This is a genomic window from Haladaptatus sp. DYF46 (assembly GCF_021083305.1).
In the GTDB taxonomy this organism is placed as follows: Archaea; Halobacteriota; Halobacteria; order Halobacteriales; family Haladaptataceae; genus Haladaptatus.
In genome coordinates this window covers 187,347-211,014 of the sequence record NZ_JAJFAY010000005.1, presented here as the reverse complement: position 1 = coordinate 211,014, position 23,668 = coordinate 187,347, and the positions used below count along the sequence as shown (strand labels likewise).

The 23,668-nt window shown below is 55.9% G+C and carries 18 protein-coding genes and 3 pseudogenes; 11 read left to right on the top strand and 10 right to left on the bottom strand.

All coding sequences use genetic code 11. The annotated features are described in order from the left end of the window. The first annotated feature begins 187 nt into the window (after positions 1-187). A complete protein-coding gene (locus LJF34_RS21200; RefSeq protein ID WP_231187818.1) occupies positions 188-1,345 on the top strand; it encodes a glutathione-independent formaldehyde dehydrogenase in 1,158 nt (385 codons plus the stop codon). 100 nt (positions 1,346-1,445) lie between these two features. Here the strand turns inward: LJF34_RS21200 and LJF34_RS21195 are convergent, their stop codons facing one another. The 3 genes from LJF34_RS21195 to LJF34_RS21185 all read right to left on the bottom strand — a co-directional run bounded on the left by LJF34_RS21195 (position 1,446) and on the right by LJF34_RS21185 (position 7,242). Further along, the gene (locus LJF34_RS21195) at positions 1,446-1,586 is read right to left on the bottom strand and encodes a YHS domain-containing protein (RefSeq protein ID WP_231187583.1); all 141 of its coding nucleotides are present in this window, start codon (positions 1,584-1,586) and stop codon (positions 1,446-1,448) included. A 221-nt stretch (positions 1,587-1,807) separates the two neighbouring features. Continuing rightward, positions 1,808-6,097, bottom strand: coding sequence for a BREX-5 system adenine-specific DNA-methyltransferase PglX (gene pglX / locus LJF34_RS21190; RefSeq protein ID WP_231187581.1), 4,290 nt, complete (start codon positions 6,095-6,097; stop codon positions 1,808-1,810). Between the two features lie 863 nt (positions 6,098-6,960). Beyond that, entirely contained in the window at positions 6,961-7,242 is a 282-nt protein-coding gene (locus tag LJF34_RS21185; RefSeq protein ID WP_231187579.1) for a hypothetical protein, read from the bottom strand. Positions 7,243-7,925: 683 nt separating this feature from the next. On the opposite strand from LJF34_RS21185, the gene epsC reads away from it, so the two are divergent. Further along, entirely contained in the window at positions 7,926-8,807 is an 882-nt protein-coding gene (gene epsC, locus LJF34_RS21180; protein ID WP_231187577.1) for a serine O-acetyltransferase EpsC, read from the top strand. A gap of 496 nt (positions 8,808-9,303) precedes the next feature. Here epsC and LJF34_RS21175 read toward each other — a convergent pair whose 3' ends face one another. Both LJF34_RS21175 and LJF34_RS21170 read right to left on the bottom strand, forming a co-directional pair. Next, positions 9,304-10,227, bottom strand: a complete 924-nt coding sequence (locus LJF34_RS21175) for a manganese-dependent inorganic pyrophosphatase (protein WP_231187575.1) — start codon at positions 10,225-10,227, stop codon at positions 9,304-9,306. 446 nt (positions 10,228-10,673) lie between these two features. Beyond that, complete coding sequence (locus tag LJF34_RS21170; protein ID WP_231187573.1) at positions 10,674-10,910, bottom strand: hypothetical protein; 237 nt, start codon at positions 10,908-10,910, stop codon at positions 10,674-10,676. Between the two features lie 751 nt (positions 10,911-11,661). Here LJF34_RS21170 and LJF34_RS21165 point away from each other — a divergent pair. Together LJF34_RS21165 and LJF34_RS21160 are read left to right on the top strand one after the other, a co-directional pair. Next, the gene (locus LJF34_RS21165) at positions 11,662-12,171 is read left to right on the top strand and encodes an AAA family ATPase (RefSeq protein WP_231187572.1); all 510 of its coding nucleotides are present in this window, start codon (positions 11,662-11,664) and stop codon (positions 12,169-12,171) included. Further along, positions 12,134-12,937: a hypothetical protein gene (locus LJF34_RS21160; protein ID WP_231187571.1), complete on the top strand. Its 804-nt coding sequence runs from the start codon at positions 12,134-12,136 to the stop codon at positions 12,935-12,937. The genes LJF34_RS21165 and LJF34_RS21160 overlap by 38 nt, the downstream gene beginning before the upstream one ends. A gap of 80 nt (positions 12,938-13,017) precedes the next feature. Here LJF34_RS21160 and LJF34_RS21155 read toward each other — a convergent pair whose 3' ends face one another. The 4 genes from LJF34_RS21155 to LJF34_RS21140 form a co-directional block, all read right to left on the bottom strand. Beyond that, positions 13,018-13,260, bottom strand: a complete 243-nt coding sequence (locus LJF34_RS21155; RefSeq protein ID WP_231187570.1) for a hypothetical protein — start codon at positions 13,258-13,260, stop codon at positions 13,018-13,020. Positions 13,261-13,296: 36 nt separating this feature from the next. Next, positions 13,297-13,464 carry a hypothetical protein gene (locus tag LJF34_RS21150; protein WP_231187569.1) on the bottom strand — a complete coding sequence of 56 codons (168 nt, stop codon included), beginning with the start codon at positions 13,462-13,464 and terminating at the stop codon, positions 13,297-13,299. Beyond that, positions 13,461-14,336: a ParA family protein gene (locus LJF34_RS21145; protein WP_231187568.1), complete on the bottom strand. Its 876-nt coding sequence runs from the start codon at positions 14,334-14,336 to the stop codon at positions 13,461-13,463. Before LJF34_RS21145 ends, LJF34_RS21150 begins: the two co-directional genes overlap by 4 nt. 400 nt (positions 14,337-14,736) lie before the next feature. Continuing rightward, entirely contained in the window at positions 14,737-16,152 is a 1,416-nt protein-coding gene (locus LJF34_RS21140; RefSeq protein WP_231187567.1) for an ATP-binding protein, read from the bottom strand. 683 nt (positions 16,153-16,835) lie between these two features. Here LJF34_RS21140 and psmA point away from each other — a divergent pair. From psmA to LJF34_RS21125, 3 genes and pseudogenes are all read left to right on the top strand, one after another. After that, positions 16,836-17,570: an archaeal proteasome endopeptidase complex subunit alpha gene (psmA, locus tag LJF34_RS21135; RefSeq protein ID WP_231187816.1), complete on the top strand. Its 735-nt coding sequence runs from the start codon at positions 16,836-16,838 to the stop codon at positions 17,568-17,570. A gap of 142 nt (positions 17,571-17,712) precedes the next feature. After that, a pseudogene (gene npdG / locus LJF34_RS21130) lies at positions 17,713-18,231 on the top strand (NADPH-dependent F420 reductase); the annotation flags it as partial. Between the two features lie 834 nt (positions 18,232-19,065). Then, positions 19,066-20,121: a hypothetical protein gene (locus tag LJF34_RS21125; protein ID WP_231187566.1), complete on the top strand. Its 1,056-nt coding sequence runs from the start codon at positions 19,066-19,068 to the stop codon at positions 20,119-20,121. Between the two features lie 163 nt (positions 20,122-20,284). Here LJF34_RS21125 and LJF34_RS21120 read toward each other — a convergent pair whose 3' ends face one another. Further along, the gene (locus LJF34_RS21120; RefSeq protein ID WP_231187564.1) at positions 20,285-21,187 is read right to left on the bottom strand and encodes an aldo/keto reductase; all 903 of its coding nucleotides are present in this window, start codon (positions 21,185-21,187) and stop codon (positions 20,285-20,287) included. Between the two features lie 197 nt (positions 21,188-21,384). Here LJF34_RS21120 and LJF34_RS21115 point away from each other — a divergent pair. From LJF34_RS21115 to LJF34_RS21105, 4 genes and pseudogenes are all read left to right on the top strand, one after another. Next, a pseudogene (locus LJF34_RS21115) lies at positions 21,385-22,081 on the top strand (DDE-type integrase/transposase/recombinase). Beyond that, positions 22,044-22,568 carry a chromate transporter gene (locus LJF34_RS21110; protein WP_231187562.1) on the top strand — a complete coding sequence of 175 codons (525 nt, stop codon included), beginning with the start codon at positions 22,044-22,046 and terminating at the stop codon, positions 22,566-22,568. Before LJF34_RS21115 ends, LJF34_RS21110 begins: the two are co-directional and overlap by 38 nt. Continuing rightward, positions 22,540-22,956: pseudogene (locus LJF34_RS29300) on the top strand (chromate transporter); the annotation flags it as partial. The gene LJF34_RS21110 and the pseudogene LJF34_RS29300, both read left to right, overlap by 29 nt. Before the next feature lie 115 nt (positions 22,957-23,071). Then, positions 23,072-23,416, top strand: a complete 345-nt coding sequence (locus LJF34_RS21105; RefSeq protein WP_255666358.1) for a chromate transporter — start codon at positions 23,072-23,074, stop codon at positions 23,414-23,416. The last annotated feature ends 252 nt before the right edge of the window (positions 23,417-23,668 follow it).

Below are 23,668 nucleotides of genomic sequence, written 5' to 3'. Positions count from 1 at the left end.
AATCGAGACGACACGGAACCCTGACCTGTCCGGACGGAACGGACTTCGTGAAGACACGCCCACGTTTATACCGAATAAACAATGGTCAGTATCGTGACATAGATTGTCAGAAAACGAAACTAATCTGGCAATAACGACTATTGATATTCCGGCACAGAAAGTCCACTCGGAGGAATAACACATGTCAATGAGAGCTGTCGTCTTTCAGGGAGAGCACGAAGTGGACGTCGAAGACGTGGATGAACCGCAGATAGAACACCCGAACGACGTCATCGTCGATATCACGACGACGGCGATTTGCGGTTCGGACCTCCACATGTACGAGGGCCGAACCGGAGCCGATCCCGGGATGGTCTTCGGCCACGAGAACATGGGAATCGTCGAGGAAGTCGGAGACGGGGTCGACACGCTCACCGAAGGTGATCGGGTCGTCATGCCGTTCAACGTCGCGTGTGGCTTCTGCGAGAACTGCGAGAACGGCTACACCGGATTCTGCCAGAACGTCAACCCCGGATTCGACGGCGGCGCGTACGGATACGTTCAAATGGGGCCGTACCGAGGGGGACAAGCCGAGAAACTTCGGGTCCCGTACGCGGATTTCAACGCGCTCAAACTCCCGGACGGGGACGAACACGAGGATTCGTTTGCGCTGCTCGCGGACATCTTCCCGACGGGATGGCACGGCACCCGGCTCGCCGACCTCCAGCCCGGCGAATCCATCGTCATCTACGGTGCGGGACCGGTCGGGTTGATGGCCGCCTACAGCGCGAAACTGCAAGGAGCGTCGGAGATTTACGTCGTCGACCGCGTGGAGGACAGACTCGAACTCGCCGAGGAACACTGTGACGCCAAAACGGTAAACTTCGAGGAGGAAGACGCCGTCGAACGGATCGTGGAGATGACCGGCGGCGGGACCGACAAGGGCGTCGATGCGGTCGGCTATCAGGCGGTCGACCCCGAAAAGGAGGCCGAAGAGGATTACGACCCGGCGCGCGAAAACCCGGCGATCGTCATCAACAACCTCATCCGGACCGTGCGAGCCACCGGCCAAATCGGGGTCGTCGGCCTCTACGTCCCGGAAGACCCGGGAGCGCCCGACGAGATGGCCGCCGAAGGCCGCCTCGGCATCGACTTCGGAAAACTCTTCGAGAAGGGCCAGCGGTTGGGTACCGGACAGTGTGACGTGAAACGGTACAACCGCCAACTTCGGGACATGATAATCGAAGGACGCGCCGACCCGAGTTTCGTCATTTCCCACCGCGTTGACCTCGACGAAGCCCCGGAGATGTACGAACGGTTCGACAACCGCGAGGAAGGCTTCACCAAAGTCCTGATGGAACCGTAGCGACTACACGGCCTTTTTTTCAGCGATCTCGTCTCACCGTCAGGAACCGCGGATCGCCCGAACCTCGGAAAATGAGAGCGGTGAACTACCGTACTGAACGTCAGCGGTACTCGTCCGGGTTCTCTTCGAACAGTTCCTTGCACTTCGCGGACTCGAAGTAGTACGTGTCGCCTTCGTACTCCACATCGACGGCGGGAACGTCGCTGTCAACCATCGAATCACAGACTTGGCACTCTGTCATTTGCAGTTACCTCCGGGTGGGCGGTCAGTCGCGCTCTCCATAAAATTTGTTCCCGCGGTCGCATTTCGGGTAGTTCAAGGCGAGCACCGCGTGGGGAGGAAATAGCGACAGCACGACGCTATACGGTCTCTCTCCCGTGGAATGGACCGTCGAATTGCCGTACACGCTGTCCGTATCGTTCGATGTTCCGCGACTCCCGAAGGTGATCGTCGCGGGCGCGGTTATAGCACCCGTTCGTCGACGGTTTTCGGTACGATCTTCGCCTCGGAAAGCGGTGTGATATTGATCGCGACGCCGTGCTTGTGATTCGAGAGATAGCCGGCAGTCGTGATCTCCGATAGCGCCCGGTCGGCCCAGTTGGAGGGGAGTCGTTCGTCGACATCTTGGCAACGGTCCTGTATCTCTTCGGCTAGCGCCTTGAACTCCGCCAGCGGCGGGAGATCATCGACACTCTCGTCATCGTCCGTCATCGACTCCAGATACCCCACATCGACGATCGAGGAATCGTCGAGGCCCATCGCGAGCGAGGCGAGCAGGCGCTCGTCCTCGGTCAGATTGTCGAACGGCTGGCCGTCCTCGTCCACCAAGTCGGCACCCTCGCGCTCGAAGTAGTAGGTCATAAACAGGATACCCGTACTGGAGTAATGATCCGAGCCTTTGAGCCGCCAGTTGAAATAGTCGAACAGATCGGCCAGGTGCGCTTCGACGGGTTCGTCGACCGGGTTTGCATACTGCTCGCAGGCCAGTTCGAGTTCGTCGAGGGCGTCGACCCACTCCTCGCACCACTCGTCAACCGTGTTCCAGAAGTTGTCCGAGAAGGTATCCTGGAACCACGCTTCGCCGTTGCGCTCGCGTAGTTCGGCCAGCACGTCCACCCGCTCGCGTAGTTCCTCGCGGAAGGAGGCGACCTTCGGAGCCAATTCTTCGACGTGCTGACGGTCCTCGTCGGTGAAGTCCCGCTCGTCGGTGCTGCTCAGTTCCTGCATCACGTCCTCGAAGACGTCGATCCGATTGAGCCCGCTTGCACAGCGTTCGTACAGTTCCGTAGCCTCGGCCCGCTCGCTCGTCGAGAGCGAATCGTCACTCCGACGGCGGTTCGCGGCGCTGCGGCGTTCCCGCAGTTCGGCCTTCCGCGGTACGATGTACCGATTGGCGATCCGGTCGAACAGTCCCGAATCGAGGCGATGGTAATCGACGAAACACGCGAAGCCTTCGCCGTCCGAATTGGCAATGAGGCGTTCGGTAGTGAGCTTCCAGAGGATCGGCGTGTTTTCCATCCGCTCGACATGATACTCGAACAAGTCGTCCTCGATGAATATCCGGAGGTTGGGGTACGCCTCCTCGGCGGCGGACTTTGCGCCGAGCAAGCCGTCGACTTCGACCAGTCTGTTTTCGGCGTACTCGCCGTAGGTGTCGCCGAACCGTTCGACGATACGATCGAACAGATCGGCATGGTCGCCGGCACCGTGGAGGGGAACGATTCCGTCCGGTTCGTCGCGAACCGCTTCCATCGCGAAGTAATGGACGAGATCTCGACAGTAGGAACGAACGTCTTGCGTTTCAAACAGGTCGGCTACGGGGCCAGACCCGCGAAGATCGATCTCATGATCGATAGCTTTTCTCGTCGCCTCGGAGATGTTCAATGAGTCGTAGACCAGCGTATCAGTCGCTTCTGCGGTCTTTTTGATATCGTCCTCCCTGGAAGTGATACGATCGTTGGCGATCTTCGCTGCTTGAGAGATGGTCGTATCGGTCAGTATCGATTCATTTTCGAACGTATCTCCGTCCGTCGGTGCCTGCGCTATGTGTGGGTGTTGATCGTAGACGTACGATTCGGACGGTTCGTCCGGGAGAATATGTGGACCGACGAAATAGGGGCTAGTCGGATCTCCCTGCCGTTGTGAGGTGAATAACTCATACTGAGCTTTCGCTTTCTCTTCTAGCTCTTCGGCAGGTACGATGGACGGATCGTACGGGATGCGGCCGACGTCGCCGGGATTCCACTCTCGATCCGGGGTCAACGAGAGAAACAACCCGTGATAGAGTTGTGAATTGAGAACGTTCTGCATAGCCCATGCGGAGTGTCCGTCCGGGAACACCATCGGTCCTTTCTGGTCGAAGATCCCACCTGCGGGGAAGTAACCGAATCGCCGTCCCGTTTCCTTTATATACGTCCATGTGAGACCTTCCCGAAAATAGTAGTCGGTATTCTGTGGCCGAGACGAAGTGATTCGCTTCACTTCCTTCCCGTTCCCTTCCCACCAGATCGTTTGTACGGTCTTCGGAAGCGTCCAAGCGTCCGTCCCTCCCTTCGCGAACGGATAAAAGGGCTCGTCGAACGATATTTCCCAATGATTCCGAACGAATCTCGGATTATCGCCGGTTTGCAGACCGGTTTTGACGTCCGAGACCGACTCCCCCTCGATATTTGCGACAGCCGCATCGACGAAGGGGGAGTCGTCGAACAACGCTCTCGTTTCTTCCGTCGTCCAGTAGCTCATCGGCGACTTTGGCAGGCGACCGAACTCCGAGAGTTCGACACGATAGAGCCGCTCGACCCCTCTCGAAACGTTCCCCAACACCTCGTCGATGAACACACCTTCTTTCGAGCCGGCATCCGGATCTTCCAATCGGATGAACGTCCCCGTGTCTTGCGTACTCGAACCGGAACGCAGAACCGTTCCCACGGTCCGCACCGTAGCATTGTCCAATATTCCTAGACCGAACTCGGAGAGGAAATCGAAAGACGCGATGTGACCTTGGAAATCCCTTCTAAAATCCTCGAAACTCCGTTTGAACATGAACGAGCGCGGTACGAGCATACCGATTCTCCCGTTCGTAGCGCAGAGTTTGTTGCATACCTCGACGAAATTGACGTAGAACTCCGGATAGTATCGGTAATTGTTTTCCACGTATTCCTGGACGGCGTTCGGCATCCGACCCTTCGAACCGTACGGCGGGTTCATCAGCGTCACATCGTACTCCTGTGCGAGGATATCCAGCAACCGAACGAAACTCCTCAAATCTCGTGCGAGGAACGAATCCGACTCCCGATGCTCCTCCACGGCCTCGCGCAGGCTGTGCAGAACTTGCCCGAGGGTGTAATTCTCCCGCGGGTCGTCGCCGAGGGTGATCTGCACACCCTCGACATCGCTGTCGTCCTCGAACAGATCACCGAGCGTCCCGCGCACGTCCAACAGACTGCCGAGACCGTGAACCTCTTCGAACGCGTCGAGGATACGCCGGAGCGCCCGTTCGACCTCCTCATCCGTACCGGCAACCTCGTCGAACACCGCCTCAACGCCGTCGATCTCGGCGACAGACGCGTCGGCACAGACGATACCGACTTCGGGCATATCGAACCCGACGGCACCCTCGGCCTCGGCGCGGGTCCGACCCTTCAGATACAGATTGAACGCCGCGAGCTGGCAGGCCCGCATATCCAGGTCGACGCCGTAGAGGTTGTGTCGCAGGATCTCGCGGGGAATCTTCTCGAAAGCGAGGTCCGTCTCGGCGCGCCAGATCCGTTCCAGCACGTCGAAAGCGTAGAGAAGAAAATGTCCGCTTCCGCAGGCCGGGTCGATGACACGGAGTTCCTCGGGATGCTCGAAGTCGGTCGGCTCACCTTCTTCCTCGGAGGGGACGAGATAGGTACAGAAGTCGGCGATGTCGGGTGACTCGTCGGGCGAGAGCGGTCGATTCTTCCGTTCGTCGGGAGCGAACGCCTCCTGAGCCTCGACGACGTCCCGAAGCTCGCCTGTCTGTTCGAGATAGAGCTTCCCGAGACTGTTGTCAGTGAGCATCCGAACGACCCAATGGGGCGTGTAGAACTGGTTCGCCGGCGGCACGTCTCCGGGGTCGAGTCCCTCACGGTCACCCTTGCGACGCAAGTCGTCGAGGAGTTTGACGTTGTAGTACTCATAGACCCACCCGAGAACGTCATCGGCCCGCCAGACCTCGTCGTCGGCCTCGTCAAGCGTTTTGCAGAGTTCCTCGAAGGTGTCGTCGTCAGGGTCGATCAGGCTGTACACCGACGAGCGATCGAAGAGAATCTCGATCTCTTCTGCGAGATCGTCACACGCGTTGTGGTATGCCTTGAGGATGGCTTCGTCCTCGAGGAGGAACTCCTCCCGAACGAGCGTCTCGGCGGCGGGCGTCAGTCCGTTCTCCTTGAAGACGGTGACTTCCTCATCGATGAAATCACGCACCTCCATGGACCGGAGCGCTGCCAGTCGATTGACGATCGTGTAGCCGACGCCCGTGACGTACTGCTCGAACGCGTCCGACCAAACCTCGTCGGGAGCTTCGAGTTCGATCGCCTCCACGAGCTTCTCAGTATCCGTATCCAGCCCGGTGCGGTCTTTCGGTTCGTCATCGAGTCCTCGTTGCGTCAGCTGAAAACGAACGTTGTCCTCGACGCGCCCGCGCATCTCGGTGACGACATCCTCGAGGTGTTCGCGCTCCTCCTTGTCGAGCTGTGCTTTCCGGTGAGAGAGAAAATCGCGTTCCATATGGAGTACTGTGTGTGCTACCTTCGAGTCACAGGAGTGGCTTTAATGTTATCAAAGGGTTAAGTTTGGAATCGGTAGCGACACCCACAATCCCGTCTCTGTTCGGGATACGGGACAGAAATTCCCCCCGCTTCCCGGTAGAACGGAACCCCTTCTCAGAAGTCCACGACGAACTCCCATGAAACCGCTCTCGACCACCAAACATCGAACGTGCCGGGCGGTAAATAGGTGTTTTTCACGTTAGCCCGGCGGTTCGATGCGTTGTGTAGGGTGATAGAACGATGTAGTGGTACCGCTATGGGACCGACGGGACGTTCAACCGCGCCGAATCGAGTGTTGGCAGACGGGGCATTGTCGTTTCTCGCTATCGGTTACGCAATTCGTCGCATTTCCAGTCCATCCACATTCAGGACATTGAGCGATGTCAGTAGGCATTTCGACGTAAACTAACGGCTCATCCACTAACTACCTTGGTGTGAAGATACTACTAAGTAGCTGCCCCAGCCACTAGCCCACCAATCTCGCAGGGATATGTTGATCGTGTCGGTATCACTGGACGCGTTCATCAACGATTGGTGGTCACTGCACGTCCCCCAAACTTTTCCGATACCATGGAAAGTGTACAGTACCACCAATGAGCTTCATGAGCAAACTCAAAGAGCTCTTCGGGACAGAGAGCGATGCGCGATTTTCATGTCAGATGTGTGGTGAAACCTTCGATACCACGGACGGAGTGTGTCCGGAATGTGGTGGCCAAGTCACGAGGCGAGATCAACTGTCGTCGGACAATCGGCCCGGTCGCTAGCGACGCGGACGAACGCTGTTGGCGGGCAACTACCTCTTCGGCGAATGCATCGGGAGCTTCACTCGTTATCTCGCAGCGTAGCTGCAATTGCCTCGAGCTCTGCCTTCCGGAAAGCGTTCGAAGTTTGTTCCGGGTTATCGTCGTCCAGTTCGCCGATTTTCAGGAGGATTCCGGCCCGCATTTGTGGTTTGGACGGTAGATTGTTCGGGTCGATATCGTAGTTGACAGCCGTACAGAGTGCTGCGAGGGCCTCTTTCGTGAACGCCGTCGATTCGATACGTTCGTGTCTCCCGACAGCCTGTCGAATTTCGTTGCGGAGTTCGGTAACCGTTTGTGACATGGGTACTATGCTGGTGGGAGTTGGCATGTCGGTTCTGGTTTCTCCCGTGATGGAATTCGGTTCCGATCGTCGTTTCCGTCGCCCGGCTACCGCCGATGTGTGACGGTTCAGCGGGAAAACCGTTATCTGGTCGCCCCGATATCTGCACGGTATGGGACTGTTTCAGGATGTGCTGTGCATCACGGGCGTTCGACACGACTACGGCGACGTGCACGGCGGGATGAAGCGCTGTCGAAACTGCGGGAACGTCGAGGAGGACGAGTAGCGACAATCGAATCACGATCAAGGTCGTATAGAACACGGATCCTCTCCGAAAACAGATGGATATCAGCGAGTGCCGCCCCTAGTGCCCGACAGTTTTGACCGAGAATGTTCGATACCGATGTTTGATCGGTGATAAATACCACGAGTCAACGGAAGTTCGATCCAAAACTAGCCCCATCCTCCGAAACTGTGGGAATCTATTAGTCCCGATATTATATGTGGCGATATATGGTTCATGTACTCTCCCGACTCCCGGATGGTGTCCGCCTGGACGAAGGGGACGGTTAGGAGGAAGCCGTCATCACTGACGGAGACACCGGCGTCGTCCTCATTGATCGTCACGTCGACCCGCTCAACTCATGGACATCCGTTCTCCTTTCCCATAGATTCTTCCCGACCAGTTCCTTACGGGACGAGTGATGGAGTACAGCTACATCGGTAACGCTCACCACAGTCTAGTCGCCGCCTACGAGGCTGACGAGCCGCCCTTCCCGGTCCACGAGCCACGGGCCGCCCCCGAAACCTCGCACGCGAGGACTGAACTCTCCCTTCTTCATCGACTCCTCTTCCCGAGTTGCTGGAACGCCTACGCGGACCACACTGACCCCGAAGAGGTTCAAGAAACCCTCACCGAACTCGGCGAGCAGCTCATGCGAGGCTGCCAACTGTACGCTCCCCGTGCTCAGCCTCGGGACTGCATCAGTGCCGTCATCGACGAGCTGCCCGCGATCAGAGAGCGCCTCAAACGTGATGTCGAAGCCGCGTATAAAGGTGATCCCGCCGCGAAATCCCACCTCGAGGTTATCCGAGCGTATCCGGGATTCCACGCCATCGTCGCTCAGCGCGTCGCTCACGAACTGTACAAGGAGAGCAGGCAGGAGTACGCCCGCGAACTCACCGAAGCCGCGAAAAGCGACACGGGCATCGACATCCATCCCGGCGCCGAGATTGGCGACTACTTTTTCATCGATCACGGCACCGGCGTCGTCATTGGCGAGACCGCCACGATCGGAGATTGGTGTCGGCTCTACCAGAACGTCACCCTCGGCGCCCTCCACTTCGAAGAAGAGGAGGACACCGACCACGCACTCAAGAAAGGGTACAAGCGCCACCCGGACATCGGCGATCACGTCGTCATCGGTGCCGGGACGAACGTCCTCGGAGCCATCTCCGTCGGCGATCACGTCAGCATCGGCGCAAACTCCTGGATTACCGAAGATATCCCCGCGAACACTACGGTGTACGTCTCCGACCATCCCGACCAGGAACGCAAATCAAGCGGCAGCGAGACCGAAGAATAACGCTTTCAGCGATACGACTTCGTCACCTTCATTCTTTTACCGTGGATGACTGGGAGTCGTCGAACCGATCAACTGTGCCAGTGAGAGGGATATCTCGTGAGCGAAACAGCGCCTTTGCGTGTTCGAACTCTTCGTAACGGGCGGGAGTGTGAGACTGCTTGGATGGCCACGTCGGTCGGTTTATGCGGTTCACACCGGTTAACACCGTAGAAATATCCGTTGGAGTTTGGTTTTGAGAGATCGGTCAGAACGTCTTTTTCCTGAACGTCCATTGGTCGAGGTGGCCCGAGGAAACTCGGCCACCACCCTGTCGAAGTGACGTCAGAGGCACATCATCGATCGACAGGGTAACTGTGAACTGCGTTCACATCGGCTACCCGCCTATCATCCAACCCGCAGCATCTCTCTGCTCGGCCCACACGGGGGCATTATTTTTCGGTCACGCTGGCGCGTCTAGGAGAGGAAGTACTGCCGTACTCGAGGGACGTCTGTGTAATCACTTGAAGACGGTTTCGAGTGGCGGGACGACCTGCTTCTTTCGGGACATAACCCCCGGTAAGAACGCCTCGCGGTCAGTAAACGTCGTATCGAGGCCTTCTTCTACGGTATCGACAGCACTGCCCGCGATCAGTGCGGTGGTGTCTTCTTCGAGGAGATCCGTAACGAGCAATACGAACGCGGTGTACCCTCGCTCTGCGGTCACGTCGTCCATCGCGGCGAGCACGTCGTCACGTTGATCGAGGACTACCGCTGGCTCTACCGTTTCTACCTGTCCGATTCCAACCCGATCGGATCCGAATTCGAACTCCTTGAAATCGCTCAGTACCATCTCACGAGGGCTTTTTTCGCCGATCTTGCTCTTTCGTTGGAGTAGCTCCTTGCCGTACTCCTCGGTATCGACACCAGCGATCTCCGCCAGTCGATCAGCGACGACTCGATCCCGGTCGGTCGTCGTCGGCGAGCGAAGTACCACCGTATCACTCAGCAGTCCGCTGAGGAGCAGTCCGGCAGTTTGTGTATCGATCGTCTCGCCTGCATCATCGTACAGTCGTGTCAGGATGGTCGCGGTGGACCCGACCGGTTCCGTCCGGAAGAAGATCGGATCACCGGTTTTCACGTCGCCGATTCGGTGATGATCCACGACCTCGACGATCTTCGCATCTTGCGCGCCGGGAACCGTCTGACTGTACTCGTTGTGATCGACGAGAATGAGCTGTTCCCCGGTTGCGTCGTCGATGAGAGACGGACTCTCTACGTCCCAGCGATCCAAGACGAACCGCGTTTCCGGATTTAACTCACCGGCCCGCGCCGGAATCACATCGGCTTCCTGTGCCTGCTTCAGCCACGCGTAGGCAACTGCAGAGCAGATCGTATCCGTATCCGGCTGTTGATGGCCAACAACGTAGGTTGACGATGACATACGAAAGTGTCTCGACTCCAAATGTATGAACGCTTTTATTGCAATGTGAGTCACATCGGAAGGCAATTTCTGTCCGCATCGTAATCCATAGAGCATCCAAAACCTCGGTCTCAAGCCTACTCCATCGTCCACCTTGACCGATCGTCGCGAGCACCCGTGTTGCCTCGAAGCGAACCTTCTCCCTCTCTCCCGGACAACACGTGTCCGTCGGTGGGAATGGCATCTGTAAACGGTGGCGGACTGAACCAAATACAGTGGCGACCACAACTAGAGAGAACAACTGTTGAACGCAACTAGTGAGCACAACTGTTGTGTGCAATCAGCGAACACAACCAGTGAACACAACCAGTGAACGCCATTCTGTTCATTCCAGAACGTCATACGTGCGTTCGCGTCGTCCTCCACCGTGTACAAAACGCTTTGTGCGCGGTCACGAGGAGCCTTCGCTATTCAGAGCCGTAATCAGTGAGCCGAAGTTTCCCTTCGACTTCGTACACATGGCCCTTGTTGTACAGTCGTTCGATGATATCCTCGGCAGCGGGCCGCTCGAGATCTTCGTTTTCAGCCAGAACGGCGTAGGCTTGCTCGTAGGTGAGTTCACCACCGGGTGGGATCGTGCTCGCGAGTGCATCAAGCGCTTCTTGCGCAAGTGGGGTGAGTGGCGATTTCTCATTTGGACCCATTCGTACGACCGAATTAGAGGACACGATAGGTAAACCCTCGGACAGCGTCTACTCGTGATTGCGGCAGAAGGATCCGAACGGGTGGCAGCCGATTTAGTAAGATTTGGTGACGGTTTGGTGACGATTTGGTGACGATGGTCGATCTCGAGAAAACACCCCCACACCGGATTTCAAATGAATTCCGTTCCAAGAGAAGGGAGGGTTCGGAGAAGAAGGAGGACGGAAGAGGTCCTCGAAGAAAGAGATCACGCGATAGAACAGTCATAGACCACGAATTTATAAAAACCGAGTTCGTTTGGAGGACAATCCTCTATTCGCGTCATCATATATATATATATATATATATTACTATAACGGTAAGATAGTAGTAGTAGTGAAGCGCAAGAAAGCGGGTTTCCAAAGGTACAATCACTCTGAGGAATGGGCGGTTTCTACAAGCAGCTCGTTTATATACCAAATGCTGAATCGGTGTTTCGATCGTCGGCACTCGTCCTTTCCGTCGTAGTTCACAATCGACACCGGATTTCAAATGATTCCGAAGTTACCGGGCTTCTATCGCCTTTCTAGCGTGGGTTCAGATTATTCCGCCGTTCCCTCCCCGTCCCTGTACCCGCCTGAATCGCACCCGAATTCATTTGAAATCCGGTGTATGGATTCCGGCACAGCACAGGTGAAAACACTCGGCGATTATGCTGCCGAGCATGGGGCTGTTGCCCATTCTCGCTCTAAGGCTCGCGATGATCCTCTTTCCGTGCTCGACGAGGACGATCCCATTTTCGCGAACGAAGATTTACTTCGTATCGACCACATTCCCGAGCATGACAAAATCGTCGGTCGAAACGACCAGATCGAGACCGTCGCCCGCCGACTCAAACCGACGATAACTGGAGGATCCGGGAAAGGAACCCTCCTTCTCGGCAAGTCCGGTTCCGGAAAGACGCTTGTCACTCGATATGTGAGCCGAGAAGTCGAAGAACGCGGTGCAGAGACTGACACCCGGATCGGTCGAGCAATCATCGACTGCGCACAACGCCGTTCGGAAGTTCAAACGGTCATTCACCTCTCGAAAAGTCTGAACGACCCGCAGAAAACGGGCATTACGATTCCGCACTCGGGAATCGCGACGGGAGCGTACTACGACCGCTTGTGGACGGTCATCGACAAACTCTACGATGCGATCATTGTCGTCCTCGACGAAATCGATCGACTTGCGCCGCCGGATGATGCCCGGAACATCCCCGGAGGAGGCCGACGACAGTAAGCTCCTCATGCAGCTTTCTCGAGCCGGTGAGGAGAACGACGTCGACGCTAGCATCACCGTCGTTGGTATCAGCAACGATCTCAAATACGGTGATCGACTGGACACTCGTGTCGAGAGTTCGTTCGCTCCCGATGAGATCGTTTTCCCAGCGTACGACGCAAACCAGCTTGGAGATATTCTGTACCGACGCCGTGATGCCTATCACGAGGGCGTCCTTTCGGAGGACGTGATCCCGCTGTGCTCTGCATTTTCCGCACAGGAACACGGGGATGCACGGCGGGCGCTCGATCTCTTTCGACTTGCTGGTGAAGTCGCTCGCGACGCCGATGGTGATCAGGTCCGTGAAGAACACGTCCGAGCTGCGAACGATGACGCCGAAGTCACACGCGTCCAAGATCTGATTCGGGGCTGTCCAACCCAGGCAAAGATCGCGATCGCGGCGCTTGCCGCCATGGACGAATTCACGAATCAATCCCATTTCAAGGCGACCGAGATGTGTCAAGTCTACCGTATATTCGCGGAGTCAATCGGCACGAACGTCCTGGGTCAGAAGCGTATCACCGACCAACTCCGTGAGTATGAAACGTTGAAAATCATCGACATGACCCGGACGAGTGACGGATACCGTGAAGGAACGTATCTAGAGCTTTCGCTTTTGGACGAAGCGAGCCTTCTGCTTCAGTCGATCGGACTCGACGACCAGTGTTCCCAAATTCCGATCGACACTCAAATGCGCCAGCAGATCGTCGGTCTGGTGGGACGCTGATCCCGGTCTCGATCGTCAGGTTTCGCTTCAGACGGAGGAACCGAACGTTGGAAAAATAAACTCGGTAGCAAAATCGCGACTCAGTCGAACGTCATTCCGTATCCCCATTCTTCCAGGTGACCCTCGGCCTCGTCGAGATGTTGGAGACCGACTTTCATCAGGGCTTCTCGAAGATCGGTCAGGGAAACGTCGTCGTCAAATCGGTCTTCGAGTTCTCGAAGCGCGTCACGTTCAGCGCTTTTCGTGTCCTTTTGAAGGAATAGTGGTACTCGATCGCGGCCGTCTTGGACCCCATCTCGGCGGAACTTGTACGGAATTTGCATGGTCCGTCGTGAACTGGCCGTGTCCGTCGTCGTTGATTAGGAGTCGGTCGGTTCATCGTTGGTGACCGGTTCATCGTTGGCAACCGGTTCATCGTCGGTGGCGTCGATACCGTCCGAATCCGATCGTTCGGTAGCTGTTGGATCGGTTGTACTAGCGTCTTCTGCGAACGGATCTTCACCCGCTCCTTCTTTCATTCCCGTCATACGGTCACAACCTCGTGATCAAGATCGCCTGGCTCAGGTGCGTTCGGTGCTTCGAGACCGACTTGGCTCTCGAGATACCGGGCCACCCTGTCGAACTGTGCGAGCGTTTCGAGTTCGTAGTCGCGACGACGGTCCCGGTATTCACGGACGTAGGTGAACGCCGAACACTGTTGCATCCAGCATCCTTCCATCAAAGACGCACGCTCCCCGATGATCTCCGGAACCGGGTACTCGATTCCGTCGAGGATTTCCCGCTGATCACGCGTGTCTTTGAACCCGATCGGCAGTGCGCCGAGAACGCCAACTTCGACGTCCAACTGGTCCTCTAGGCCGGTCACGAGTGATTCCAACCCTTCGACCGCTGCGCGACCCTTCGCGGTGGGTTCGACCGGAATAACTAACGACCGCGTCGCGTGGATCGGGTTGTAGAGATGTGGCCCTTCGGTCGCTGGCGGATCACAGATGAGTACATCGTACCCGTCGGGGACACCTGCTTCACGGAGGACGCGGAGCAGTTGTGCGTGCATTCCAAACGCTTCTCCCATCGCCTCCGCTTGATCTTTCTCCCGCTGGAGGTACTCCGCGAGGTCAGAGAGCATGTTATGCTCTGGAATGATATCCACGCCGTCGACCGTCCTGATGAGGTCATCGAAGTCGCCTTTCGGACGACGGATCATATGCCGAACGATATTATCGACGGCCTCCGTTCGATGTTCGTCGACATCGAAGAGACGGGACAGATCACCGTCTTGTGGGTCGAGTGGCACCACGAGCGGTTTGAGACCCGCGCGGGCGTGCGCTACCGCGAGGTTCACAGCGGTTGTGGTCTTGCCCACCCCGCCAGCCTCACTGTACGTTGAGTACGCTAACATATTCTCTTCAGGAGAACCATTCATCTTGAAAGTTCGTCAGACGAATTCATGTCTTGTGTTCTTTTGTGGGTGTAATTGGTGTGTTCAATGGACGGATATGATGAATGGATTCGATGAACATCATCGCTGAACATAACTAATGAATACACATGGTTGATTCATCCATTGGTTGCTTTTGTAGGCCATACCTACTGGAACCACTGAACATAGGTACTGAATGTAGTTCGTGAACACCTCGGCTGAACCTCTCACTATGGCGTCCACTTTGGTAGCGATATCTGAAAAATGTAGCATACAGCTGCGTGTTCATCACTGAACATAATTAGTGAATGCTCTCAGTGAACGTACTCGGTGAATGCTACACTGTTCACTACTATTGTGATCAATTGGCCGCCCGTGTTCAGCGCGTTTCGTCCGTCTCAAGCGTGCGTACAACATCACGAAGGTCGAAAAGGCGAAGGTCGCTACGATCGGCGGCGGCTTCTTCTACGGATGACTTGAATCCCGACCGGCTGAATAACGCGTATTCATACGACGGATCGCCGCCCGTCTTCGGTGTCCAGTCGATGTACTCCACCGTCTCTTCGAGAGTGTTAAGGATATCATATCCGAGTGGAGTGTTTGTGAACTTGACTTCACCGACGAGGAGTTTCGATGCGTCAGTCGGGGCGACGACATCGATTTCACGTCCCTTGTACCACCACTGACTCGGCACTCGTGTGAACGTACATTCGGGATACAGTTCAGGGAGTGCGTCGTGACAGAGCTCTTCAAACGTCTCACTCACGAAGTCCGGCAACTCCGGTTCGATGAGATCCTCGTATGCATTTTCGCCATAGAGCTCATACTGACCGCCGCGGCCGTACAGATATCGAAAGTAAAAACGAAAGACGGGATCCCGGATTTTGTATCGTGTTCGTTTGCTTCGGGTCGGGTCAGCGAGTGCTGGATGATTTTTCTCGATGATCTGAAGCGTCTCCAAGCGGTCGAAATAATAGGATGTATTGGTGCTCTCAACTCCGGCCCCTTGTGCGATTTCGTTTCTGCTCCGATTTCCGCTCGCCATCGATTCCAACACCGAGAAATACGTGTTCACCTCACCGAGTTCCATTTGGAGCACCGTTTCTGGCTCGTTGTGAAGTGACCCGTCCGGATCACACAATAGTCGCGTGATGTTCTCTCCCAACGATCGTGATGCGTCGAGCGGATCTAAATAGCGCGGTGTACCACCGAAAACACCGTACACGAATACGCGATCTTCCGGGTTGTATCCCGGAACGAACTCTTGAACTGACCGAAAGGGAAGCTGTGTGAGTTCCATTCGACCGTTCGGTGTCTGGGAAACACGACCATATAGCGGTGCACCGCCATCGAGCAGATACGTGTGGATCATTCCGATCGCTGACCCCGTAAGGACGAGCGTCGATTGACTGTCGTCCACGCCGGTATCCCACAGGTGTTGCACGATAGAGGGGAGGCTCTCGTCCGATTCGATGAGATAGGGGAACTCGTCGATAACGATAATCGCGTCTCGCTCAACGAGGTGTGTGAGGAGCGGTTCCCATTCCTCTTTGACGGACGTGATGCCGGGAAATGGTGATGCTGCTGCTTCGACGAAGCGGGAAAGTTGGGCCGTGGGAGTTCCTTGGATAGCCTGATAGTAGACGACGTCGTTTCGATCGATAACCGATTGGCGAACGAGTTCGCTTTTCCCGATTTGTCGACGCCCGTAGACGATTGCGAGTTCCGCCTGCTCGCTATCGTACAGCGCTTCGAGTCGGTCAAGTTCCGTAATGCGATTGACGAACCGTTCCATACGTGCTATAGAAATACGGGGTATGTATGTGCTTCGAAATTAGTGACGAAACTATTATAGTCTAAACTCTAATAGTCTCGCTCCTATTCTGTACGTTCTATCAGGCTCGAACGTTCGATGGTGTCATCGTTTTCCGATTCATCGCCGTAGTACCTCTAGTTTCGAGGTTATCGAAGTCCGGACTTGGCGGGATGTAATGGCCTCACGCCTCCAGCGACCGAACTCGCGATAACCCATTCTTTGTGACGAGTTGTGAAGTGGACAGTTTGTCCCGTCGACCGCCTTTCATGGGTCAGCAAAAGGTCTTTCACTGATATCGAACTGGTAAGACCGTCTGAAAGACAAGATCGGATGTGGGTAGAAGGCGTCTATCGGCAGTGTACCGCCGAATTACTCCGGAACTGTGGTGTGGTAGTAGCGGACCGTCCGGGTGCCTTGCGATGGTCGTCCGTGATGTTGGAATTCACTCGGAAAACGGGGCGTTTCACACCGGATTGGACATCGTTTCCGCCGTCCGACTGACCACCGATCAGGCAACAGGGACCCCCAACGGTGGGTCGACGGGCGGTCAGGAGTGCGGGAAAACAGGACCGCTTTTCATCACGTTCCCCGACAGACAACAAAACTCCTTTACAAAGCCCACACCAATGGGTAGCAACGACAGCCGAGCTCTATACAACACTATGCAAGGACAAAATCAACAGCAGGCATACGATCGAGGCACCTCGATTTTCTCACCGGACGGGCGACTCTACCAAGTCGAATACGCTCGCGAAGCGGTCAAACGGGGCAGTGCCTGTGTCGGAATTCGGACGACTGACGGGGTGGTGCTCGCAGCCGAAATCAATACCCGATCACCGTTGATGGAATCGTCGTCGGTCGAAAAGCTCCATAAGACGGACGAGCATATCGGGATCGCATCCGCGGGCCATGCCGCTGACGCTCGCCAACTAGTCGACAAGGCACGTCAGCATGCACAAGTCGAGCAGTGGCGCTATGATCAACCGATTAGCGTCGATACGCTCACCACCGCGGTCTGTGATGATATTCAAGAACATACGCAGAAAGGTGGCACACGACCATTTGGTGTCGGGCTTCTCATCGGTGGCATCGACGAGGGCGAACCGAAACTCTTCGAAGTATCCCCGGCAGGAACGGCGTCCGAATGGCGGGCAACTGCAATCGGTGCGAGGAGTGAGGACCTGAAAGCATCTCTCGAAGAACAGTATAAGGCCGATATCTCGATCGATAGCGGCATTCGCGTCGTTCTTCAGGCATTTAAAAGCGTGAAAGACGATGAGCTGTCGGCAACGGACGTCAGTGTCGCAACCATCGACACTGAGTCGAACCGGTACGGGATGATAAATGAGGAAACGGTCGTAGACCACCTTCGCGATCTCTCGACGGACGATGAGTGAACACGGGTAGTGGTTCGTTCCGGAAACACGGTTCTCTCATGGCTTTTTCCGCGGCTTGGATAGCGTGTAGACCTGCTTTCAGGGATCGTTTGTGGTTGGTATGAGCTACTAACCGGAGTATGCTCTCAACCGGGAACTCGACGGTCGTGGAGCGACCTGTTCGATAGCGGGCTTCGACAACCGCGAGGCTGCGAGTCGAAGCGACGTCGTCGTGCTGGCTATTCCGCCGTTTTACATCAAAGGGACGATAGAATCGATCGCCGAGGAACTCGACGCCGAGACTGTTCTCGTCAGTCCCGCCGTCGGGATGCAGGGAGACGCGGACGGACTCCACTATCGGCCGCCGCCGACGGGAAGCGTCGCCGAACTCGTCGCCGAGACGGCCCCGGACGACGTGCCCGTCGTCGGGGCGTGTACGAACCTCTCGGCGGAACGTCTGGCCGACCTCGACGTGACGTTCGAGATGGACACGCTCGTGTTCGGCGACTCGGCCGACGCGAAGCGGACGGTCGGGGACATGGTCGAGCGACTGGAGGGTATCACTGCACTCGACGCTGGCCCGCTAGCGAACGCAACCGAAGTCGAGTCACTCACGCCACTGCTCATCAACTTGGCGCGGTACAACGACGACATCGACCACGCTGGCGTGAAGTTCGTCTGAGCGTCACCGAATCGTCATTTATCGAACACGGTATCGAGATTAGCCGTCCGGATCTGATTTTACGAAGCGAAGCAGTCAGCAAGAAAACAATTGCAGACGCGTCTGTAAATCACTTCTCCGTCCTTGTTTCCTCGACAGGCGTTCGGTCGATAGGAGATTGATACGGCCGCTGACGGTCGTAGTAATGTACAGACTATCCAAGAGTCGATGGGCGCTTGGCCGACTCCCACCCATGAGACGTGGAAGCGGTCGATCCACAATTAGAGGGTTTGTCACCGTTTTCGATCGGGTTTCGATCGGTGTACTCGAAGCGACAGCTCAATCGGATACGAACGAATTTGATCCGATAACCGCGGCTATCGACGAGAAGACTCTCGTCAGAACGGTCGTGTTTCCCGCTAGTTCAGTGTGAACCGAAGCTGTCGAACAAGTGTCATTTCTCGAACACGGCCACGCCGAGCGGCAGTTTTGTTTCGATTGGCATTGTAAAGTGGGAACAAGACAATTGCCAGCGAGTTTGACAGAGGTTTCGTCCACCGCAGTCCGCGTCGGCCGCGCCGCCACCGGAACGCGTTGCGTTCCGGTTGGCACACGAACGCTTCGCTCTCGTGAACGACGGCGGGTCGAATACACTGTCGGATGTCGGATAGATCTGCTGAAAAGTAGCATGATGTGAGCGTTCGACACAGCATAGACCGAGAATTTTTGTCCCTTCGAGTGTGATACAGTTCGCTTGAGGTGAGCGCGGTGGAGATTTTCACCCAATCTTCCCGCATGTTTATTGAAATTTGTTTGGGGAAAAACTTATGGTACTATTATAATAAATATGATCCAATGTCTCCTTCACGACGAACGTTTCTCAAGTCGACAGGTCTCACGCTCAGTAGCGGGATGCTCGCGTCGGCTGCCGGATGTCTCACTGACTCATCGGCCGGCGGCAACAGTAGTCCAACTGAATCAACCACGTCGAACCAGTCGGGCGGGACCGATGCGAGGGATTTCACACGGTGGTTCCCGGATCCAACGACGACCCCGCTGCGAGACGGCTACGGGATCCGGTATTTCGACATCGCAAGCATCCGTGCCCGGAAAGATTCCATCCACGATAATTCCTACGCCCGACTCAGGGCCCAGATGTTGCGCCCCGTTCCCGGTGAATACGTCGATGAAACCGCTGTCGATGCCACAGTAGCGATAGACTTCGTCATGCAGTTGGCTCTCGGATCGTTCGATCCGGAGGCGATAGGAGAGAAAATCACTACCGACAGGCAGTCATCCGTAACGACGTCGGCGCGGAGTTCCACAACAGCGACGCGAACCACCCGGCCGGAGCCGGAACGCTACAAGGGGTTCGACCTCTACGGGACGGAGTACGTTTATGCCGTTTCGAAGGACGCGCTGATGGTGGTGTCCCCGATGGTCGATGGCGACGCAGTCGAGTACACGAAAGCTATCATCGATACGCGGGCCGCGAAGACGAACCAGTACGCTGACAGCAACGGGTATGTTGCGGCGATGCTCGGGGTCGTCGACGCCCCCCACGCGCTCTGGTGCTATCCGGAGGCGATGGACGGGTCAACGTCGCGGGGCTTCCGGAAGGACGTCATCACGGGAGAGCTCAAATCGTGGCGATTCGGGGCCGAGACAACCCACCTCACATGGGCGAACACCTATCCCGACACTGAAACGGCCGAGAGCGGCGAACTGACGGAGTACATCGAAGCGGAATCCGATCGATTCGGCGCGTACGAAGGGCTCGATGTCAAAACCAAAGGCCGGATGGCCTGGGCCGGCGGCACTATTCCGACCGGGGAATTCGATCATCTGTCACCACGCGGTCCGGGGGACAGTATCACTACCTCCCACAAGTCCCGTCGCAATCCCTTCTGAGGGCTACCTCGAAGACCGCCCGATCGGTCGGCCGAAGTGCTCGGCGATATTCGCACTCGCCGAAAAGGTGATCGAACCGATTGCGAGCTACTACCGTCCGGGGAGTTCGTGAAAAATCGGCTGCCGAGGAATACCGTTTTCGCATTTCCGGATTCGGTGTCGTTTAGGGGGCCGGAACCGGTGAATCGTGATCGCGTCCGGCTTCACGCAGTCGCTCTTGTTCAGCCTCGTCGAGGGGTTCGTATTCGTCCGCCGCGTCGAGAATGTCCGGCACTAGGTTCGGATCACCGGCGCTCGGGATGGTGGTCATGCCCTGCGAGAGCGCGTAGCGGAAGCAGTCGACGAGTTCCTCTTCCGTGTCGTACGGTTCATACCAGGTCTCATAGGGGCGCTCGTCCTCGGAGAGGTCCTCGGGCCACGACCGTTTCGCGAAGCCTTTGATACACAGGGTACCGAGGCCGCGCTCTTGGGCGAACTCGAGTACCGATCGGTAGTCGTATTCGGGACCCTCCTTCGAGTCGAGTGTGTAATTGAACGGAAACATCACCGATTCTAGTTCGGGGATGCGCTTGATACTGGTGCGAATGATGCTCGGATCACCATGGCTTGTCAGACCGATATGGCCGATAATTCCCTCTTCTTTCGCTTCCCTGAACGCCTCCAGCGCGCCCGGATCGTGATCGCCTTGAGACATCTCTGGCTGATAGTCGCCCGTGATAGTGTCCAGTTCATCATAGCGGGTCACTGCGTGGAACTGATACAGATCGATGTAGTCCGTATCGAGGCGCTCCAATGACTTATGGAGTTCGCCCCAAGCGCCGTAGTAGGTGCGCTCTTGGGTCTTACATCCGAGGAAGATTTCGTCGCGGTGTTCGTTCAGCTTTGGGGCCAGTTTCACTTCGGCGTCACCGTAGGTAGGAGCGACGTCGAAGTGATTGACACCCGCATCGAGAACGTCCTCCACCATCCGATTCGCGTCGTCTTGTTCGAGGAAATTCAGTGCGATGGCGCCGAACGTCAGAATCGAGCTGTCGTGACCGATGTCGCCGAGTGGTCGAGTTTCCATGTGTCCGCAACGGTGGGAGGTCACAAAATTCTATGCTCGCCGTCGGGACAACGTTACTCTCCACTCTGTTTCCGAATACCCCTATTGACAGAATAGATTCACAATCGCCCGGCACACCAATATTGCCAGTAAAAGCACCTGATTGAAGAACTGGCACTGTCTAGATAAGGACGAGCAGGTCGAAGAGTTAGTGATTGATGCTACTCTCAAACCAGCTCAAAGAGAGTTTAGACACGGCTACGCTTGAATGTTGGGAGCGTGAGCGGACGGCGACGTTGACGAGAGCGAAGCCCTCGTTCGCACACCAGAAATCTCCGATTTCCGGGGACGTTAACGAGACGCGGAGCGTCTCGTTCGCCAACCAGAACGCAACGCGTTCTGGTGACGGCATCGCCGACGCGGGTCGCGGTGGACGAAACCGCTGTCAAAATTAACGGCGAGTGGTCTTGGGTGTACGCTGCAATAGACACCGAAACAAAGTTGCTGCTCGGTATCGAAGTATTTGATCGGCATGGGACCGATCAAGCGGCTGTGTTTCTGTCTGCATTGGCCGAGAAACACGATTTCTCGGACGTCACCAGAAATCTTTGATTTCTGGTTGGCAGACGAGACGTGAAGCGTCTCGTCAACGCCGTGTTTCTCGTTGATGGCTACGGCTATCGGACTGCCCTCTTTCGGATTGGGTTAAGCGGTCGGCTCGACTATACAGAGCGAAACCTGATCGAAAAGTGGTTTCACACGCTCAAACAACGGATCGACCGCTTCCATACGTCGTGGGTGGGCAGTCGGCCAAGCGTCCAGCGGTGGCTTGATCAGTTTGTGCATTACTATAACCATCAGCGACCGCATCAATCGCTTGACAATCGAACGCCTGTCGAGGAGGAGCTTAACTAGACAGTGCCCCACATACCGATACCGCGGACACGCGACACCGGAGAAACTACTTGAAATCTCCCTGTTCTTTCTCAAAATTGGTATTGTCGGCTTCGGTGGACCACTCGTCCACATTGCAATGATGGAAGACGAACTCGTTGGTGACGAAAGTAAGGCGTGGACGGATGAAGGAATTTTCATAGAGGGATTGGCGATTTGCAATATGTTCCCCGGTCCTGCATCCACGCAATTAGGGATTTTCATGGGCTGGGTGTATGCTGGGATGACGGGGGCACTCGTCGCAGGATTCTGCTTTATGCTGCCGACGTTCATCATCGTTGTTGGCTTCTCGTATCTCTACTTCGCGTATCAGACACTTCCGTCGCTCGAAGCATTCTTCTACGGGATTAATCCGGTTGTGATTGGTCTCATTGTTGGTGCATCGTATTCAATGGCACGTAGTGCTCTAAAGCAAGCTGATGACGATCTCATTTCCTATTGGGCGTGACAGCTGGGTCATTGACTACAAACTCCTTGCCATACTCGCTGGCGCACTTAGTGCGACGGTTGTGCTCAATCCGAATCCAGTGCTCGAATTCATCATTGCAGGTGTTATCGCAGTGGGCGTCTATCGACCTGACTGGATCCGTTCGAATCGACGAACTGTCTCAATAGCTGGTGCTCTCGGTGCCATTGCCGGTCTCTTCTATCTCTTATGGGATCGCATCTCGGCAGTTCTTAGCCAGTCAGTGATCGGGCTTTTGAAACGCAGTCCGGTTGCTGGTCTTCTCCTGGCGCTCTGGGCAAATCCGTGGATCAAACTCTTCCTGTTCATGGTATACACCGGGTCGTTCATCTACGGGGGTGGACTGGTGCTTATTCCCTTCATCGAGAAGTATGTTGTCGGCGAGTTCGGGTGGATGAGTGGGAAGGTATTCGTTGATGGGTTGCGATCGGGCAGCTCTCTCCTGGCCCGTCGTAATGACGACAGCGTTTATCGGATACGAATTGATGCTCGATACCTACGGAAGTGTTCCAATTGCCATTCTCGGCGCGTTCGTTGCCACTGTTGGGGCGTTCGGGCCATCGTTTGTCTTTATCATCGGATTCTTCCCGTACTTCGCACGGGTTCGCGAGAACCAAATCATTCAAACAGCGCTGATTGGTGTCAACGCGGCTGTTGTCGGTGCAATTCTCGGAGCAACTGTGACACTCGCGCAGGAGGGCATCGTCGATATCGTTACTACGGCCCTTGCTGTCGTCACTTTCCTCCTCTTTGTTCGTGGCGTCAGTGCAGTGTATCTCATCCTCGGTGGTGGGGGATTCGGAATCCTTGTTGGCTATCTCATTATGTAGTTGATTTCAAATGACCATACGAAAACCATCCATACCGATCGCAGCAACTCACTGCAGCGTGCCTCAGTCGGAACCATTAGTGTTACTACTCACGTGCAACTGGTATTGGACATGAATCGACGTACTCGGCTTCTTTCGCTTGCAGGAATCCTCTTTCTCCTCGTCTGTTCGTTAGGCGTCCAGGCGTATACAGCTGACACATCGGCGCGAACCCGACAGACCGCGTCAGGAGCGTACCCTGGAAATACGCTC

Coding starts and splice junctions, on each gene's coding strand:
- pglX (WP_231187581.1), bottom strand. CDS start 6,097: ATGGAACGCGATTTTCTCTCTCACCGGAAAGCACAGCTCGACAAGGAG.
- LJF34_RS21155 (WP_231187570.1), bottom strand. CDS start 13,260: ATGCAAATTCCGTACAAGTTCCGCCGAGATGGGGTCCAAGACGGCCGC.
- LJF34_RS21120 (WP_231187564.1), bottom strand. CDS start 21,187: ATGGAAACTCGACCACTCGGCGACATCGGTCACGACAGCTCGATTCTG.
- LJF34_RS21145 (WP_231187568.1), bottom strand. CDS start 14,336: ATGTTAGCGTACTCAACGTACAGTGAGGCTGGCGGGGTGGGCAAGACC.
- LJF34_RS21195 (WP_231187583.1), bottom strand. CDS start 1,586: ATGACAGAGTGCCAAGTCTGTGATTCGATGGTTGACAGCGACGTTCCC.
- LJF34_RS21175 (WP_231187575.1), bottom strand. CDS start 10,227: ATGTCATCGTCAACCTACGTTGTTGGCCATCAACAGCCGGATACGGAT.
- LJF34_RS21170 (WP_231187573.1), bottom strand. CDS start 10,910: ATGGGTCCAAATGAGAAATCGCCACTCACCCCACTTGCGCAAGAAGCG.
- LJF34_RS21160 (WP_231187571.1), top strand. CDS start 12,134: ATGCCCGGAACATCCCCGGAGGAGGCCGACGACAGTAAGCTCCTCATG.
- epsC (WP_231187577.1), top strand. CDS start 7,926: ATGGAGTACAGCTACATCGGTAACGCTCACCACAGTCTAGTCGCCGCC.
- LJF34_RS21140 (WP_231187567.1), bottom strand. CDS start 16,152: ATGGAACGGTTCGTCAATCGCATTACGGAACTTGACCGACTCGAAGCG.
- LJF34_RS21125 (WP_231187566.1), top strand. CDS start 19,066: ATGTCTCCTTCACGACGAACGTTTCTCAAGTCGACAGGTCTCACGCTC.
- LJF34_RS21200 (WP_231187818.1), top strand. CDS start 188: ATGAGAGCTGTCGTCTTTCAGGGAGAGCACGAAGTGGACGTCGAAGAC.
- LJF34_RS21185 (WP_231187579.1), bottom strand. CDS start 7,242: ATGTCACAAACGGTTACCGAACTCCGCAACGAAATTCGACAGGCTGTC.
- LJF34_RS21150 (WP_231187569.1), bottom strand. CDS start 13,464: ATGACGGGAATGAAAGAAGGAGCGGGTGAAGATCCGTTCGCAGAAGAC.
- LJF34_RS21105 (WP_255666358.1), top strand. CDS start 23,072: ATGCTCGATACCTACGGAAGTGTTCCAATTGCCATTCTCGGCGCGTTC.
- psmA (WP_231187816.1), top strand. CDS start 16,836: ATGCAAGGACAAAATCAACAGCAGGCATACGATCGAGGCACCTCGATT.